At 58.1% G+C, this 16,439-nt stretch carries 21 protein-coding genes; 2 read left to right on the top strand and 19 right to left on the bottom strand.

Annotation, left to right across the window (positions count from 1 at the left end; translation table 11 throughout):
- Positions 1-515: 515 nt before the first annotated feature.
- From D3D01_RS20355 to D3D01_RS20325, 7 genes are all read right to left on the bottom strand, one after another.
- The gene (locus tag D3D01_RS20355) at positions 516-731 is read right to left on the bottom strand and encodes a hypothetical protein (RefSeq protein ID WP_121513550.1); all 216 of its coding nucleotides are present in this window, start codon (positions 729-731) and stop codon (positions 516-518) included.
- Entirely contained in the window at positions 724-927 is a 204-nt protein-coding gene (locus D3D01_RS20350; RefSeq protein ID WP_121513549.1) for a hypothetical protein, read from the bottom strand. Before D3D01_RS20350 ends, D3D01_RS20355 begins: the two co-directional genes overlap by 8 nt.
- A gap of 233 nt (positions 928-1,160) precedes the next feature.
- On the bottom strand, positions 1,161-1,526 hold the full coding sequence (locus tag D3D01_RS20345) for a hypothetical protein (protein WP_121513548.1): 366 nt from the start codon (positions 1,524-1,526) through the stop codon (positions 1,161-1,163).
- Between the two features lie 58 nt (positions 1,527-1,584).
- A complete protein-coding gene (locus tag D3D01_RS20340; RefSeq protein ID WP_121513547.1) occupies positions 1,585-1,821 on the bottom strand; it encodes a hypothetical protein in 237 nt (78 codons plus the stop codon).
- On the bottom strand, positions 1,818-2,024 hold the full coding sequence (locus D3D01_RS20335) for a hypothetical protein (protein WP_121513546.1): 207 nt from the start codon (positions 2,022-2,024) through the stop codon (positions 1,818-1,820). Before D3D01_RS20335 ends, D3D01_RS20340 begins: the two co-directional genes overlap by 4 nt.
- On the bottom strand, positions 2,015-2,329 hold the full coding sequence (locus D3D01_RS20330) for a hypothetical protein (protein ID WP_121513545.1): 315 nt from the start codon (positions 2,327-2,329) through the stop codon (positions 2,015-2,017). The genes D3D01_RS20335 and D3D01_RS20330 overlap by 10 nt, the downstream gene beginning before the upstream one ends.
- Positions 2,326-2,616 (bottom strand): hypothetical protein, encoded by a 291-nt coding sequence (locus D3D01_RS20325; protein ID WP_121513544.1) that lies wholly within the window; start codon positions 2,614-2,616, stop codon positions 2,326-2,328. The genes D3D01_RS20330 and D3D01_RS20325 overlap by 4 nt, the downstream gene beginning before the upstream one ends.
- A gap of 234 nt (positions 2,617-2,850) precedes the next feature.
- Here D3D01_RS20325 and D3D01_RS20320 point away from each other — a divergent pair, with 234 nt between their 5' ends.
- On the top strand, positions 2,851-5,364 hold the full coding sequence (locus D3D01_RS20320; protein ID WP_121513543.1) for a PAS domain S-box protein: 2,514 nt from the start codon (positions 2,851-2,853) through the stop codon (positions 5,362-5,364).
- 102 nt (positions 5,365-5,466) lie between these two features.
- Here D3D01_RS20320 and D3D01_RS20315 read toward each other — a convergent pair whose 3' ends face one another.
- From D3D01_RS20315 to D3D01_RS20290, 6 genes are all read right to left on the bottom strand, one after another.
- Complete coding sequence (locus D3D01_RS20315; protein WP_199725531.1) at positions 5,467-5,994, bottom strand: hypothetical protein; 528 nt, start codon at positions 5,992-5,994, stop codon at positions 5,467-5,469.
- Positions 5,991-6,758 carry a hypothetical protein gene (locus tag D3D01_RS20310; RefSeq protein ID WP_121513541.1) on the bottom strand — a complete coding sequence of 256 codons (768 nt, stop codon included), beginning with the start codon at positions 6,756-6,758 and terminating at the stop codon, positions 5,991-5,993. The genes D3D01_RS20315 and D3D01_RS20310 overlap by 4 nt, the downstream gene beginning before the upstream one ends.
- A 38-nt stretch (positions 6,759-6,796) precedes the next feature.
- Positions 6,797-7,261, bottom strand: coding sequence for a hypothetical protein (locus tag D3D01_RS20305; RefSeq protein WP_121513540.1), 465 nt, complete (start codon positions 7,259-7,261; stop codon positions 6,797-6,799).
- Between the two features lie 35 nt (positions 7,262-7,296).
- Entirely contained in the window at positions 7,297-7,977 is a 681-nt protein-coding gene (locus tag D3D01_RS20300) for a hypothetical protein (protein WP_121513539.1), read from the bottom strand.
- 101 nt (positions 7,978-8,078) lie between these two features.
- Positions 8,079-8,924, bottom strand: a complete 846-nt coding sequence (locus D3D01_RS20295) for a DUF6884 domain-containing protein (protein WP_121513538.1) — start codon at positions 8,922-8,924, stop codon at positions 8,079-8,081.
- A 359-nt stretch (positions 8,925-9,283) separates the two neighbouring features.
- Entirely contained in the window at positions 9,284-10,225 is a 942-nt protein-coding gene (locus D3D01_RS20290) for a DUF6610 family protein (protein ID WP_121513537.1), read from the bottom strand.
- Positions 10,226-10,325: 100 nt separating this feature from the next.
- On the opposite strand from D3D01_RS20290, the gene D3D01_RS20285 reads away from it, so the two are divergent.
- On the top strand, positions 10,326-11,213 hold the full coding sequence (locus tag D3D01_RS20285; protein ID WP_121513536.1) for an HNH endonuclease: 888 nt from the start codon (positions 10,326-10,328) through the stop codon (positions 11,211-11,213).
- Here D3D01_RS20285 and D3D01_RS20280 read toward each other — a convergent pair.
- The 6 genes from D3D01_RS20280 to D3D01_RS20255 all read right to left on the bottom strand — a co-directional run bounded on the left by D3D01_RS20280 (position 11,178) and on the right by D3D01_RS20255 (position 16,089).
- Positions 11,178-11,930, bottom strand: a complete 753-nt coding sequence (locus D3D01_RS20280) for a hypothetical protein (protein WP_233563539.1) — start codon at positions 11,928-11,930, stop codon at positions 11,178-11,180. The genes D3D01_RS20285 and D3D01_RS20280 overlap by 36 nt on opposite strands.
- Before the next feature lie 74 nt (positions 11,931-12,004).
- A complete protein-coding gene (locus tag D3D01_RS20275) occupies positions 12,005-12,967 on the bottom strand; it encodes an ArdC-like ssDNA-binding domain-containing protein (protein WP_121513535.1) in 963 nt (320 codons plus the stop codon).
- Positions 12,968-13,063: 96 nt separating this feature from the next.
- Positions 13,064-13,612 carry a hypothetical protein gene (locus D3D01_RS20270; RefSeq protein WP_121513534.1) on the bottom strand — a complete coding sequence of 183 codons (549 nt, stop codon included), beginning with the start codon at positions 13,610-13,612 and terminating at the stop codon, positions 13,064-13,066.
- Between the two features lie 130 nt (positions 13,613-13,742).
- Entirely contained in the window at positions 13,743-14,000 is a 258-nt protein-coding gene (locus tag D3D01_RS20265; RefSeq protein ID WP_121513533.1) for a hypothetical protein, read from the bottom strand.
- 122 nt (positions 14,001-14,122) lie between these two features.
- A complete protein-coding gene (locus D3D01_RS20260) occupies positions 14,123-14,995 on the bottom strand; it encodes a hypothetical protein (protein ID WP_121513532.1) in 873 nt (290 codons plus the stop codon).
- A gap of 56 nt (positions 14,996-15,051) precedes the next feature.
- A complete protein-coding gene (locus D3D01_RS20255; protein WP_121513531.1) occupies positions 15,052-16,089 on the bottom strand; it encodes a hypothetical protein in 1,038 nt (345 codons plus the stop codon).
- Positions 16,090-16,439 lie beyond the last annotated feature (350 nt).

The following is a 16,439-nucleotide window of genomic DNA, read 5'->3' as shown; positions in this document are numbered from 1 at the left end:
TGGTCAGTGCAGAGTAATAATTTATCTCACATCCAATTGTTGTGTCTGTCATGAAGTCTTGGCCCTCGGCTTTGGTCGGTCTCGGAATCGGTGCCGTACTTGGCTATGTCTTTGGTATACAGCGCGGAGATCTGTGGATTGGGGGTAGTATAGCAGTTACGTCGTCAATTGCAGGGTACGGTTATCTTGCGTATCCCCAGTATCGAACCAGATGGTCTGGTCCCCGCTCGAAATTCTGGTACACTCTCGTCGGTGTGTTGGCACCCACGCTGATGCTTCTTACGCCAAACAGTCCTCTCCTCTCCGATGATCTGTCGATAGTGGTTTTCCTGGGTTGTCTCTGGCTCGGTGGCGTTAATGCTGGCGTGGCACTTGTACACGAGTCCTCAGACAATACCGATAACGAAGCACCATCGACTCTGCAATCGTCTCCCAGTGATTGAGCTCAATACGCACACTTACTGAGCGGGCGTTCCAGCCAGCACCATGGCCGAAGAAACTGCCTTCTCACCCGGTCAGAGTTCGGTCGCCTGCATCTGCTCGTGGGCGTCGGGATTGACCACCGGGATGACGCCATCGATCTCCTCCTTGCCGTACTCCTCCCGGATCAAGTCGTGTATGTCGTTCGCGAGAGCAACGGCCTCGTCTTGCTTGTTGGAACTCGCCTCGTTCTCAGGAAAATCTGCTGGCCCGACGCCCTCAACAACGATGAACAGGTGGTCGTCACTCATTTTCGACCTCCTCAACAAGCAGCGTCGTTTCCGGCAGGTCGTCGCGAGAGGTCGACAGGAACTCGGAGGTTTCCAGCGTTTCCTCGACCAACTCGACCAGTTCCTCCGAGACATCGCCAAAGTGAACGATGGCGTCGGGATCGGGGTAGTTGTCGTACTGCTGTGCAGCCGTCTTGTCTGTCTCGTTTCCACTCATAATCAGTCGGCAGAGCGCCCTCTATGGAACGCCCCTCACCCCGCTGGGGCACAGAAAATACACGGCGGCTCGTTCCCTGCCATCCGATTTATCGCGATGAGCCTTACCTGCCTCCTGAAGCGGGACCGCCGGACCGGCCTGCCGGTCCAAGGTGGAGCGTGTCCCCCGAGCGCTTGCGCTCGGGAACCGTGACCGTGAGAGAAAGCGAAAGAGTGGCTGGTACGGCTCCTCGATTATTCCGCGATTACGTTCCCGTTCTCGTCGATGGCATACCTGAGTGGGTACACGTTCCCGTCGATATGCGTAGCCTTCTTCGGCAGCGTCTCGTTCAGCCACGCTTCGCGGTCGCCGTCGGTTTGGATGTCCTCGTTCGGGGAGTGGACGCTGAACAGGTCCATGCTCACCCAGCGATTGACCGTCAGCTCACCGGACGGGGAATACACCTTCACGCGCTCCTTTTCGGCGTCAACACCGACGACGGCGAGTGCAGACGTGCCCTCGGTCGTTTTCAGTCCATCACCGATATCCACGGCATCAGGGTCGATATCGAGGTCGTCGCACTGCTGTACAGCCGTCTCATCTGTCTTATTCTCGGTCATAGTCGGTTTGGCGGCACGTCCTCTGTGGGACGCCCCTCACTCCGTTGGGGCACAGAAATCACACGATGGCTTGCTCTTCGGCATCCAATTCATCGCGACGGATCTCGCGTGCCCGCTCTCGAAGGCGAGACTGGACTGGCGTCCGGTTCTGGTGCTTGTTTTCGTATGCGAGATACTGCTGGACCGTCTCCATTGAGTGCATACAGTTGATGCCAGCGACGATGGGCTGGAGATGATCGGCGTCCAACAGCCGCTCTGGCGGGAGCTTGTCGAGAATCGAGTCGGCGTCGCTCATGAATCCTCCTCTCGGAAGTCATCGAGTGTCGTCCTGCGTTTGTACCGACAGCCCGGGTAGTGAGCCAGAAGCGTCTCGTCGACGGCGTCCCAGAACCCGACCTTGTGCGGCGCAACCGACTGCCAGAACCGGGCCCGTGCCAGCGCGGCCGGAACCCGATGGCGTTCCTCGCGATGCCGGCTGTCGCGTTCGATCATCGCCATGTGGATGCTCCCGCCGGTCGATCCGCCATGTAGGTGTGGGCGAGTTCCAGCCCGGCATCGAGTGTGCTTCGGGTCCCGACCAATTTGGTTGCGCGTTCGAGTTTCCAGCCATCGTCGCCGCCTTTGAGCAGGACTGTTGCTCCGGTGTCGGGAACGTGCCAGCCGATCGTGTCGTTCGCGGCGGCGAGAAATTCCCAGTCGCCGGCGACGGCCTCCTGTGCTGCGGTCTTTGTGTCGATCATGGCATCCGACCGGCGACCACCAGCGCCGAAATCGCCCAACGTCGCTGTTTCCGCTGTCGTCATGCAAGAGCCTCCCGCCGGTCCCAACCAGCGAGTTCAGCGTCGATGGCGCTGATGATACTCGTGACCTGTTCCTCTAACGTGTCTGCCTGCTCGCCGTTGACGTCCAGAAGCGAACGAAGTTCGAGTACGTCCGGGAAGTCGATGCTGTCCGATTGCCGGGCTACCGCACGGAGGACGACCGCTTCAACATCGTCGCTTCCGGACTGCCCTCGAACGGTTGTCGTGATGGACTCGACGAACCGCGAGGTGGGTGGCTGCGACAGGTCTTCCGAACGACGGCAGGACATATTTCGAGACATCCTCTCACCCATCAGAGGAACACAAAATTGGGGCTCGCTGTTGCTGTGGGTGAGGTTTTCTACTTACTGCGTTGGCTGAAATACCTGCTCAATAAAACTGCTTACCGAACTGGTGATTCAGTCGACTATCGATGGAACAAATCTCATGAGGCTGTTTCTATGACACGCTCAGAGATACCAAAGAGAGAATAGCCAACTTGATTGAGATACAGAGGTTTGGTAATGTATAGAATCGTGGATCTAATTCGCGTCCTGATAGTTACAGCCGACAAGGAATTTGCCACCGCCTGTGAATGTGTGCTTCCAGATCACGGCGATATCCGGGTCATATCCGCAATGTCGGTCAGAGAGGCTATTGATATATTGGGAGGGGAGACACAGGTTGATTGCATTGTCAGCGATCACGAGCTGCCAGATACAGATAGCGTCGCGTTTCTTGAAGCTGTGCGTGCACAGGCTCCGACATTTCCGTTTATACTATTCACAAGCGAGGGGAACGAAGCGGTCGCCAGTCGTGCCATTTCTGCTGGCGTCACCGATTATATGGTCAAAGAACGCCACGAGAATCCGTGGGATGACCTTGCGACACTCATCACCGATGCAGTCAGATACTACCGCAACCAGCGTGATATCGTCGATACGGAAGCACGAGCCAAAACACTCCTCAACGCTGCACATGACATCATTGCCATCGTTCGGAACGGCGAAATAGCGTATCTCAACGATAGTGGAGTAACTGACATCTACGGCGGCAACCGCGGTCAGATATCGAACGACTCTGTAACGGACGTTCTCCTCCCAGACGACGGCACTTCTATCAGTTCTTTCCTTGATACGGTACAATCTGGTTCTCGGACTCTCGACCACTGTAACGGGAAACTTATCGCTGCCAATGGAGTACATATCCCAGTTGAGATTACCGCAGCCAGAGTGATGTGGGCCGAAGAACCGGCAGTCATTCTCATTCTTCAGGATGTTAGTCAACAGAAAGAACTGCGCCTCACGAATCGGGCCATTGACGAAGCGCCTGTCGGCATCACAATCGCTGACGCCAACCGACCGGACAATCCGCTCGTCTACGCAAACGACAAGTTCTCAGAATTGACCGGCTATCAGGAAGAAAATATAGTTGGTCAAAACTGTCGATTTCTCCAAGGTGAAAACACCGATCCTGGCCCAGTCGCCGAGATGCGTGAGGCTATCGACGCTGAAGAACCCGTGACTGTGGAGCTGCAGAACTACCGTAAAGATGGGACGGAATTCTGGAATCGTGTGACGATTGCGCCGGTTACCGACGGTACGGGCGAGGTCACAAACTACATCGGGTTCCAAGAGGACATGACCGAACACGTCGAATACCACCAGATGCTTCGTCGGTTCCAGCGAGCGGTCGAATCTGCTGGCCACTCGATATATATGACTGACCCGGATGGCATTATCACGTACGTAAATCCAGCCTTTGAGCGGGTCACCGGCTACGAAAGCGAGGAGGCCGTTGGCCAGACCCCGCGTATACTCAAATCTGGGGAGATGTCCGACGAGTACTACGAGCGATTGTGGTCGACAATCTCCAGTGGAGACGTCTGGGAAGAAGAGATTCAAGACCAACGGAAATCAGGTCAGGTATACTATGCGCACCAGACGATCGCGCCATTGACTGACGACAATGGTGAAATCGAGGCGTACGTCGCCATTCAGCAGGATATCTCCGACCGTAAGGAGCGGGAGTTCAAGCTTCGGCAGTACGAATCTGCGGTTGAAGGTGCCGAGGAGTTGATCGCCGCAATCGATGAAGAAAAACACTATCTCTTTGCTAATGAGGCATACTGCGAGTTCCACGGCCTCGATACCGAGTCGCTGACCGAGCTGGTGCTCAGCGATGGCATTGGCTCAGATATCTACGAGACGGTCGAACCATACTTGCAGCAAGCGTTCGACGGCGAGAGAGTCCAATACCGGATGACGCGAACACGGCCGGCACGAGCAGACCGCACGTTTGACATCCGATATTACCCGCTTGAAGACGACACTGGTCACATCGAAGGAGTCGTTGCGACGATGCATGATCTGACTGAACAGATCGAGCGGGAACAACATATTGCGTCCCTTGATCGGATGCTACGGCACACCCTTCACAACGAGTTGAACGTGATCCTGGGTCACGCGGAGGTGATTCAAGATCAGGGCTCAGATCAGGTAGCAGAATTAGCGATGACGATTGAAAAAGTAGCCGATCGCATACTTGAACAAACTGACAAGCAGCGCGAAATCGTTGAAATTCTTTTAAACCCATCGGATCCAACCTACCTCAACCTCGCCGATATTGTGGATACCGCTGTCAAACGAGTGATGACGGAGTATCCAGACGTAGAGATTACAGTCGAAGTCCCGGCGGACGTACAGCTACTATTGATCCCTGAGTTACAACGGGGTGTCGAAGAACTCGTCGAGAACGCGATTGTACATACTGGCGACGCGCCGGCACCGGTGAGGATAACGGCAACAGAACATGCGACGATGGTTGAACTCCGAATTATAGATAACGGGCCAGGAATCCCACCGGAAGAACGAAGCGTGATTTCAGGGAAAGATAACATTGATCCGTTGACACACAGCAGTGGGATGGGGCTGTGGTTAGTCAAACGAATCATGTCTCGATTGGACGGCGATATCCAATTTAACGATGCTGAACCCACCGGTAGTATCATTTCACTTCATATACCAGCTTATACATAGAAACGTCCCTGTCTCATATCGGTCACCTCTGAGTAGTCAATTCTTTGTCTGTACTGCTCATTAGCGGATTAGACCTAACCGGTTTCGTGGAACTACCGGCGGCTACCCAGTCCACCCACCGATCTCGACCTGTGTACTGTCTGCCGGAGCATCGTCCGCTGTCCTCGCAGCTGAGTCAAACGATGGTTCAACGAGACGCGGTACCCCGTCGTCGTATGTTCGGTCGGGACGTTTCACACAGTCGACCGGCAGGATAGGACTACATTCACTACAAGAGTGCGTTGCCCCGTCGAAGCCGTTGATACTCACCGACCAGGAGATAACGCTCACGATCCGATACGTCTCCGCTGCTGGACGACGAGTACTGGCAGACTGGCAGCCAACAGCTCCACAGACATCGCAGGTGACGAGATGGTCTCGATCTGCCTCGTGGAAGAGCGAAGCGGCCTGCTCGACGTTGTCGCGGTCCTGAAGCGCACACTCCCGGCAAATCGTGAATCGGAACACGCCGTCTTCTCGGTCGACCTCGTTGGGCCACCGGACATACGTGTACGCCTCGCCGGAGATATCATCCCTCTCTCCGCAGAACCGGCAGCACTCAGCCGTTGCCTCGGGCTGGACGTCGGTCACTGAGACCACCGTGCAAGTGTTGACTGCTCGCGAGCAGTATCCACGGGACAGACAAAGCGCCACTTGTATCGCTCACGAATCGGCTTGTTCTCGCGGTTGCTTGCCTGCCCTGGTTCACGGTAGCCCGTACAGGTCCAGCCCTTGTCTTGCAGCGCCCGAACCATCGCCCCATCGTAGTCCGAGCGTACCCACGTCAACAAGAAGCGAGTGTCACGGTCGTCAGCCTGCAAGAATCGCTCTTGTGAGCGGGCTAACGCTGCCGACGCGAGGTTTGGCATCCGAACGCCCATGCAAATCCGCGCGGCCTCGACGAGCGAGTCCCCAGAAATCACCTCACTGTCAACGACTGGTGTGTCCGTCGACGGAAGCACCCGCCGGGCGGTTGCTCTGATCTCCGTGGGAAGGCTGTCGATCTCGACGGGCTCGGGACAGAGCTGGCCGTCGACGCCGTACCGGATTCGCTTCTTCGAGATGAGCGGGTAGCGGTAGGTGATGGCCCCGACTAGCGAGTCCTGAAAGTACATCCCGTGGTGAGCGAGATTGACCGACGGCAGTGACCCCATGTAGGAGTGGTGCGCCTCGTACACGGCGGCCGCTGTTTCTCTGTCGATTGGCTCCACGCCGACATGATCGGCAAATCGAATCCCGAGAGGTGCGGTGAACGGGTCGCCGTTGGCGTGAATCGGACAGGAACACTCCCCTGTGTCTGCTGGCGGGCGATGCTGGAACGACTGTGTTCGCGTCGATGCTGAGTGTGTGGACATCCTCTCACCCGCCAGAGGACCACAAAACTGCTATCGAGTCACCACGGGGTGATCACAATGCCTGCGTCGGGACCTTCGATATACACTGGTTCGCACCCTCGGTAAAAGATCGTGAACCGCTCAGGCTGATACGCAGGATGCTTCGCAAGCGTTGCGATTGCACGGCTCACGTCGGCTGGCGGGAACTGTGGCTCGCCCGACCGGAGTGCAAGGCGGCCAGACTGGAGTGGCCCCCACGACTGGAACTGGTAGTCAGCTGGGGGAGTGAACGTTTCTCGGGCTGTTGCCACAAGATACTCAGCACCGTCGACGACCTTTGCAGCTATCGGATACCGGGCAGACTCCGGGCGCACGGTGATAGCTCCATCGAGCGCGGGGACCACTTCATCTTGCCAGACAAACGCCGATGGTGGCTTGACGACTGGAATTGGTTGCTCGTCGACGGGCGATTCGCTGCTGTTCGTGGCTGATCCGTCACGGGCTTTGGAGGTTGGTTCTGTCATCCTTGCACCCGCCAGAGGAACAGAAAACCGCCGTCTCAGTCGAGGCCGGGGAGTCGTTCAGCAATGATGATGCCGCCCCTCGGCCCCTCCAAGTACAGTGCTGTGTGCCCCCGGAAGTAGATGGTGTAGCGGTCTGGAACGTACTGGTGACCGGGTGAAAGCGTCGCGATAGCCTTCGACAAGATCCGCGCCGAGAACAGTGAGTCGCCGTTGTGGTTCGACAGGCGGCCAGATTGCAGTGGGTCCCAGCTGTCGAACTCGTGGTCCGCTGGTGGCGTCAGTGTTGTCCGGGCCGTTGCGATCAGGTAGTCAGCCCCGTCAACAACTTTGGCGGCGGTGTTCGTTACATCTGGAATGAATTCCACATTCTCTCCAAAGTCGGTCATCGGCTCGTTGTCCCAACGCAATGCTTCTGGATGGCCGGCGACCAGCACCGGCGGGCCTCGGAAGCTCTCGCTTCGGATGTGGGATTTTGCTTTGCTCTCGCAACCGAATGTCTCTCCACAGGTGCACTCGAACGATTCGTCGTTGCGATAGTAGCCGTCGGTATCCTGTGAGCGGACGAGTTCACCGTCATCGTCCATGTAGATGGTGTCGACATACCCCCACGAATACGACACCTCGATCTCGTGCTCTTGACTGGGCTTGCTGAAGTCGAAGCCGGCTTGCTGATCTGGCTGTCCGTCCTGCGTCTGAGTCGGATCAGTTTCCGTCATCCTCTCACCCGCCAGAGGAACAAAAAATTGCCCGACATAGCGTGTTAACCAACAGAAGCGATGAGTGTTGGTTAACACAGTCGGTATCGTGGGTTTGCGTGCTATCCACCCTGTTCTCCTTCCCCGCCGTCGGTCGCAAGACTCGTTTGTCTCGTGGCAAGGAACCGTTCGGGGACGTTCTCGAATGCATCCAGCCCTGCCTGCTCAGTCCCCTCGACGTCGACGCCACTGTGGCCTGTTTGCCACGTAGCAGAGTCACGCTCGAAGCCCCCGTCAAAGGCCGAGAGTTCTGATCGTCGGGCTGGAGCCGCTGCTGACGAGAGTTCTTCGACGCGGTCTGAAAGCCAGCTCATCTGGTCGAACATCCCGTCGAAGTCACGCTCCTGGAAGGGGAAGCGGACTGCCGCTTTCGGCGGGAGGGCAGTGTACGTCTCTCGTCCAGTCCGAATCGCAGTTGGTCGTCCGTCGAAGATGCCGCGCTTACGCAGCGCGTCGACATAGTCGCTGCCGGCCAGAACGACCAACTCCCGACAGGGCGACTCCTGTTGATCGGCAGCATAGGGTCGCCGGAGCCAATCACCGAGAGACGAGTGGACACGGAGCGCCCAGCGGTCAAGACGGGTTTCGACCTGTTCCCCTGACGGCAGCCGATAATTGGCTTCTCCCTCGATGGGGTCGTCGCGCAGGTCCTCAATGGTCGTATCGTACGGGGCGACCGTCTGCCGGGGCATCAAGATCCCGTGTTCTGCAGAGAGAACCGCCCAGGTGTTCGCTCGTCGGTCAGCAGTTCGAGCCCACTGGACAGCCGCCTCAGCATATGATCGCTTGACCGCGAAGTACGAGGATGTATAGAGGTCACGAGCCTCAGCTGGATCGTCAGTTTTCGCATCGCCGCATCCAATCAGTACGAAGCGGCCACGAGTCCGCTCAGTCTGTGTGGTCGTCATCTGTATCTCCCTCACCCCACCAGGGAGTCACAAAACTACAGCCAGAATCAGTAGTTGTGGCCGTCTGGCAACGCTTCGGGCAGGTGTCTCTCTGGATGGTGAACAGGTGCGTCAACTGACTCAGGTATAATTTTGCTTGGATCCAAAATTGCACGGTAGTTCTTCCGGTCTGGTGTCGCGTCGCGTCCGCATCCCGAACACTCTCTTGTACCGTCGTTTCCGTAGTCTCGTGCCTTCGTGCAACCGCAATTCGGACAACTGTACTGTGGTGCCGTCTCCTGTGACGGTTTCGCGCTCATAACTGGAACTCCCTCATCTCATGGGGAGTCACAAAACTCTCTGAGGCTGTCCGGTCGGCTCTAGTCGTGAACTTCAGCGGGAGTGAGTCCTGCCCGGTATTCCACTCTGTCTCGCTCGTGTTGGCTCCGGTACGCGAGCGTCTGTCCGTTCTCGTACTCAACGACAATCGCATCCTCAAGGCCATTCACAGTCGCTCTCGAACCGTCAGCAGCCCAGACGGGGTCCATCGGTTCCGCTGTTAGCGGGCTCCGGTTTTTTTCCACGGTCGGCCACACCCCCCGCGATTTCCAGTATGACCGGATGTGCCGCAAGCTCTGTTGAACCGTCTCCCGTATCGAGAGGTGGTCTGCATTGCCGTAGCCGTGTGGCGAAAAATACTCGCCGTGAAGCGCCGCCAGATGAACCCCGTTCCAGTCGACGCCAACGATATCGGCTGGTTCTTCACCGGTCACACGCGGCTGTGTCAGCTCCTCGATCACCGGATACTGCTTTGTCGGACTTGCCCCCAACAGATGCACTCGCCGTCCCCGCCAGTCCACAATATCCGTGTACTCGTCGGCGGTCTGGTCGGAGTAGCCCATCGGGTATCCCAAGACGATATCCTCGTCGATCACGTCGATTGCGTCGCGGCACTTCGGGACGATAATGACCTCCGTCCCCGGAAACTTCCGTTTCAGTTCCCGTGCGGCTTGGTTGTACCGTCGCGCTTCCTGCTGGTCGTATGCGTCGCCAAGCATCCCGACCGACGGCTCGTACTGCTCGAAGCGCTCAATGTACCGGTCCAAGTCAGGATTCCGAAAATCGTTGTCCAGAATCTCAATCGGGACGTCGACGTTCCGCAGCGAGGACTGATACGAGTAATCCTCGCGAACGCCGACGGCAAATCCAAGCCGGTAAGCATCGATTACGAACGGTTCCCGGTGAAGGAACCCGATGTACTCAGCCTGCTGTGCATCGCCGACAGCCGCCGCTGACCAAGAGTGTCGAGCCTCAGAAGACATGAATAACACCGAGCACGCCCAGCGGCGCGCCCAGCTGGCAGGCGCGGCACAAAACGACCCCGCGGCTTAAATACGGAGACGGGAAGAAGTGTCGAGCAGAATGAAGGAAGGTATCGAATCGCAGTACGACGACCCTGACAACTACCGGGGCGACTACCCACCAGACTGGGCGTACCGGATCGTCTTCCGGAAGCAGTTGGACAACAACACTTGCACCAACTGCGGGACGCGGTTCCCTGCGGAGGATTTGGAAGTCGTGCGACGAATCCCCGCCGAGAACGGCGGGACAAATAAAACCACGAACCTCCTGACAGTGTGTTCGGCCTGCGAAGAAGACATCACGCAGACGGGACGCCTGAACCTGCCAGAGTCAGCGAAACAAGAGCCAGCAAGCAGTCCAGAAGAGGACACTCACAGGGTCCTTGCGTTGCAGAGCGAAGTCCCGATCACCGAGGAAGTCGAGGGCGAAATGGAGGGCAACGGGCAGTCTCGCAATGCCCCGCGTTCGGAGTCTAGCCACATCCAGACACAGTCGGAGAGGACTCAGATATTCAACCAAACGACGACCGAGGAAAGCGACGAGCAGTCCGTCCAGGACGACACCGACGAGCGTGCTGGATGGCGACGGCTATTCGTCGCGTCCATAGGAGGCACAGCGATGTTCCTGACATATCTCTGTGCGTTTGGTATCTCCTACTTCCTGTCCTCAATTGCGGGTAATGTAGCGTTCTACGGCCTCCCGCTGGCCGGGCTCGTAGCGGGAGTCCGGTGGCGGCTGTCGACAGCCATTGCATCCGTCTGCGTTGTTTTGATGTACGCTGCCGTCTGGGAGTCTATCTCGACAGAACTGTTCATGACTCCGTTTGCGTGGGTTCCTGTGGTTGCGCCGCTGACTGGGATTGCCTACGGAGTCGTAGCCGAGCGTACTGAGTTCTCGCTGCGGAACCTGCCCTCAGATCCGCGACTGGTGGTCCAGCGCTTCCGTTGACGGGATATACGCCGACAACTGGTCCACGACCGACGGATCGAACGAGTCGGAGACGTGTCGCACGTTCCACAGTCCAGACTGATACACCTCGGATTTCGGTGAATGATATCCAAGCCAATCGAGGTCCGATGGCCCTGCGGATCGACGATACCTCGACACCATCGCGATGGTATGTGACTCAATCTCGGCTCTGTCACACTCGGGTCCGGGGTTGCCCGGAACGTCAACCCACAGAAACGGCAAATCCCGGATGTACTCCGACACGCGCTGTTCAAGTTCGTGTTCCTGCTCGCGAACAGCAGTCGTCTCGGCGTCGGGATTCGGTTCGCCCCAGTGGGGATACTCGTCGTGCCAGCCGTGTTTCTCGATCAGCGCCCGTCCAACGTGCAAGCGAAAAATCGAACCACGGTGGTTGCCACCGCCAGCGTACTTCCCGCGAACGTTCCCACGATGTTGCCGGAGCCGGTTCCAGAGCGTGTTCGACGAGCCGGTACTGACGCCGACGGTGCCGATTCGGGAGAGTCGCCACTTTGTGGAGGGCATCTGTCTGAGGTCGCTTGCTGGCGAGAAGAAAAAGTACACTCCTCGGTCGGGCCACTCCAACCGCCCGTTGACATCCCCGAGGTAGTACGGCCCTCCGATCTGGTCACGCAACTCTGCTAAGACACTCAGAAACTGTCCGACAGGACTGCCACCTGACGCTGCTGTGGAACGCATATTCGACTCCCTCGCCCACCAGGGGAGTCACAAAACACTCCTCTCAAGCACGTCTGGAAAGATACCGCTCCCTCTCAGCTGGCACCTTCGACGGCGTCGATCAGATCCGCCGCAGTCGACGAGATACGGTCCAGTCGGTCCCGCAACGTCTCTGGTGCGTCGCCGTCCCACGCTGCGAGGTAGAACGCCGAGTTGTCGGGGTCCAGCCCGAAGTGACGACTGACCACGTAAGCAACTGCCTCGGCTTCGACCTCGCGTTTCGACCGCTCCGCCTCATCCTCGACATTGAAGTGAAGATCCGCATGGGCGAACTCGTGGATGAGTGTACTCGCGAGGGCGGCCCGATTGTCTCGGTCAACTGCCTCCACCATCGGATTTGTCGTCATGACGTTCCGGCGCTCGCAGACACCCCGTGCAGACCCATGCTCCCACTCTTCTGGAGCGACGATTCTCGCGTCGACGCCGATCTCGTCGGTCGCGTCCAACAGGCCCTCGACAAGTCCATCCGGGTCGCCATGAGCTTCTGTCTCCAGTTCGGGAAGCGGTTCGCCCTCGGTCTGAGAGATATCGAACACCGACGTTGGCCGGAACCCGACTAGCCCTCGACGCCACTGTTCGGGGTCGGTTTCATCGTATTCGCAATCCGTGTTCTCGTGGTATGACGGTGAATTGCCGCATTCGGGGCACTTCTTCGTGATGATCGGAGCCCAGATCCAGATCGCGTCCTCGCCTTGCTGGACGTACCGGTCGAACTCGTCTTGCCACGTATTGTACCCTGCAACTCGCGTTGCTTCGGGACACTGGAGCTTGATGAGTAGCGTGTTCCGAGCCGAGTAATCGTGGAACTTGCTCTGCACATCGAGCCACTGCTGGAACTGCTCGCTGGCCTGCGCTTCGTCGGTGAGGTCGGCAAGATCCTCGACCCACGCATCGAGTTGGTCGCGCATCTCCTCGTCCCGGGAGTCCGAATCGTCGAAGGTGCAAGTGGTCTGCTGGCTGGACGACCGCTCTGGAGTGTCTGACTGTATCGTTGACATTGGTCTATCTTCGGGACGCGCTCTTGGGCACGCCCCCGCACCTCCACTGGGGGGACAGAAAATCCGCTGTGTGGCTCAGGGCGAGAGAGCAGTTGGCTACCTGTACCGCTCCGGCGCGTAGAAAACGATGTGGACAGCCGAGCCAAGGTTGTACCACGATTTCGGGAGGACAGAGACTTCTAGTCCCCACTCGGCAGCGAACTCGAAGACGTCGAACCAGAGATTGTGGGGCGGCTCTGTGGAATCCAATCGCTCGATATTTCCCGGATAGACGTGCATCGAGTACAACGCCGGCTCGCCATCGTCTAGCCAGAGCGTCGAATGGTCGTCTGCTGGCGGGCTGTGAGGCGGCCCTTTCGGGTCGCTGTCGACGTCAAGCGGCGAGTGGGGGCACTCGTCGTCGCCCGTGATAAGACGCCGGATACAGGCTGTCTCGGCAGGTGCATCGAGGTCGAAGGCTTGCACGAACGCATCGCGCTGGTAGTCGCCCATGATCGCGCCGAGCGCTTTCCAAATGTCCGCCCACGTTGGGTCCTCTGGCTCGTGATCGAGGTAGTCGTGGACGGCCTCGCGCAGCTGCCGGTACTCGTCCCATACTGGGACAGGCTCGTTCTGGCCGGGTGTCGGCCAGTCGGTGCGGTCCATACGCTTTGGAAAATTCTGATAGGGTATCAACTCTCGGGACGCGCCCATACGCCGCGTCAGAGAAGAGACGTTGCCGCTAACCAACACTGAATGGAATATGGGGCACTGTGTTGGTTAGCCTTCGAGTTGGCTACTCCTCGCTTCTAGCCTCCCACCCCTTGTGGAAGTACACCAGCGCCACGTCGGAGTCGAAACACTGTCCGGAGGGAACGTGCTGCAAGACGTTTTGTTCTGGAATCGGTTCTACCACACCTTCATTGAGTAGACTGGTAACGACCTCGCGGCCTCGTGGCTCGTCGATCTCGACAGTATTGGGACGCTGCCGGTCACGGTCCTGTGCGATCTGTTCGCGCTCGAAGCGCTCGTAGTCTGGAACGGTCTGGTCCATAGAGGAAAATCCCTCACCCAGCCGGGGAGACACAAAATTAGCGCTAACCAACAGTCGAGAAGTACAGCGGTTGCTGTTGGTTAAGACACACCACCGTTTCCGCAAAACCACGGGGAACCGAGTCAGTTCGGGAGCTTCGGCGCGATCACGAACTGCATCGCTCCATCGGCGTCCGGGAACTCCGATTTCAGCACGAGCGGCACCCCGTCTCCGATGTGTAACACCCGATTCGTGCCGTCTGGCAGGCCAGCATTCGCCGATTTAACGAGCGACGAGTCAAGTTTCACTTCGACATCCGCAGGCTCGAAGGCGATGAGATCGGTGTCGTCCCATCGGTAGGTCATACTGTCGGAGTCACCGTCTGCAGCAAACTGCACCTCTTTGGTTTCTGAATCAACAGAGAGGTCAAACCGGTCGGCAAGCATATCCGCTGCCTCAAGACCGAGCGAGATGTCGTCTGGACTCAGATGGACGGTTGCCGGGATGTCTATCTCTGGCATCTCGACAGGGTAACGGAGCGATTCAACCGCCTCAAGCTCGATGGTGCGCGTTATCCCGTCGATGTTGATTTCCAGTGTGCTATTCGCTGCATCGAGTGCGAACTGTGCAAGGTCGCCTGCATCGCCGACCGAGAGTGCATCGCGAACTCGTCCGACGTCCACTCCCAGTGTCCCCCTCCCTGCATCGAAGGAGGTGAACGAACTCCCAGAAACACGCAAGTCGACCATCGCGTGTCCCTGCAGGTCAGCCGCCCGGATGGCGATTCCCGACTCTGCAATCCCGAGTCGCGTCTTGTCTGCGACCGTGCCAGCCGCCGCGAAGATCCGCTCAAACAGCTGGACCTCGCCGCTGATCCGAAGATGCTGCGGGGCATCAAGCGACAGGAGGTCTGTAGTGTCGATTTCTGCGTCACTGTCTGTCGCCGTCTCTGGCACGCTCGTTTCGGCGTCTGTAGTTGCTGCTTCGGTGCTACTGGCCGCTGTGGACTGTGACATCTGGATTACCCTCCACTTGCCGGAGGGCACACAAAATGAGCCGTTGGCGGCGTCGGTCAGGGGACGACTGACGCAAGGCGGTGGGTATGGTAGTCAACCGTCCATCGCGAGTAGTTCCGTGTGATCCGGTACTCGCGAACGACTGCAACGTCTTCCAGCGACTCTTCGGGTTGTTCCCACGTAAACTCGTAGCCGGCGATCACGTCTCCCTCGTCGAGATATCCAACCGGATGCTCCGGCCCGTCCCACTCAACCGAGATTGAGTCGCCACCGCTGGGGGGCTGGACTCCACGGCTGACTCCTCCTTGGATGACAGATGGTTTGCTCGTCAACCCATGCAGTTGTGCTAAGTCACTAGCCTTGATCGGGAACTTGTCCTCCTCGCCGACGAACGAGTGCTGGGTTTGCCCGCGTACTGTTGCGTGCTCTACGCCCCCGATATCGACACCGAGAGCGTCGGACAGCAAGTGAGCAAACTCAGCGGCTCCCGTGCGGACTGTTTGGTTCTGCTCCTCGATCTGCAGGGTTGTCTCTGGCGTCCGAAGCTCCCTTGTGTATGGGTTCTCCGGCCGCTCGACGGGCATACAGCTGCACAAGAGCGTCCCTTCTGGACCCGTCAGAATCCACGGCTGCTTCCCGCACGGGATGGCGGTATATTGCGACGCAGTGTATCGACCACCGCCAGTGAGGACTCGCAATGCCTTTTCCAGGGCCTGTGCGTCAATGCCGTATCCGTAGCTGTCAGCGAGTCCGTCGATGAATGTGACTCGGGTGTCAATGGAGTCGAACTCGCCGTACGTGTTTGGAATTTGCAGTAGGTCACCAGTTGCGTACTGTTCAACGTAGTCTCCGACGTCCCCGTCGACGACCCACCGCGTTTGCTGTTTAGTTGCTCGATCAGCCGACGTGTTGATTGACGACGCCGGCCGCTGCGTTGTCAGCCCCCAGTCCTCGTCCGGGGCGGCCCAACTGCTGTCGTCGCGGTCAGGAGCGCGACACGTCGTCGCACATCGGGCGATGCTTGCGGCATCTGGATCGAGGTCGTTGTCGGCGCTGTCTCCGTCTCCGAACGTACCGAGTGAAAGGTCAGTCATCCTCTCACCCGACAGAGGAACACAAAATTTTGGACTGGCTCACGGTCAATACGGCTGTTTCGCTGTGCTTGGTAAGAGCCGACCCAGAAGGAGTGTTTCAGAGTCAGAAACACTCTGTGGGGCTTGATTATCCACTGGCCAGTATGTGTAGGTAGCCGCCGGTCGGAGGCGGTCCCCGAAAAGTATCCGACACGCTTGCCCCATCACTCCCCAACTGACCCCCAGTGTTGGCGAGCGCTAAGTGCCCGACCCGCTGCCCTCCAACGTACCCCGTTTCCCCTCCACCTGCGTTCCATTCTCCGTACTCCCCTATCGTGCTTCCACCAAACTCCTAGGGTCGGTGCTGTCGT

It is taken from the genome of Haloarcula sp. Atlit-7R (assembly GCF_003666065.1).
GTDB classification, from domain to species: Archaea; Halobacteriota; Halobacteria; order Halobacteriales; family Haloarculaceae; genus Haloarcula; species Haloarcula taiwanensis.
This window is presented reverse-complemented; position numbering and strand designations above follow the sequence as displayed.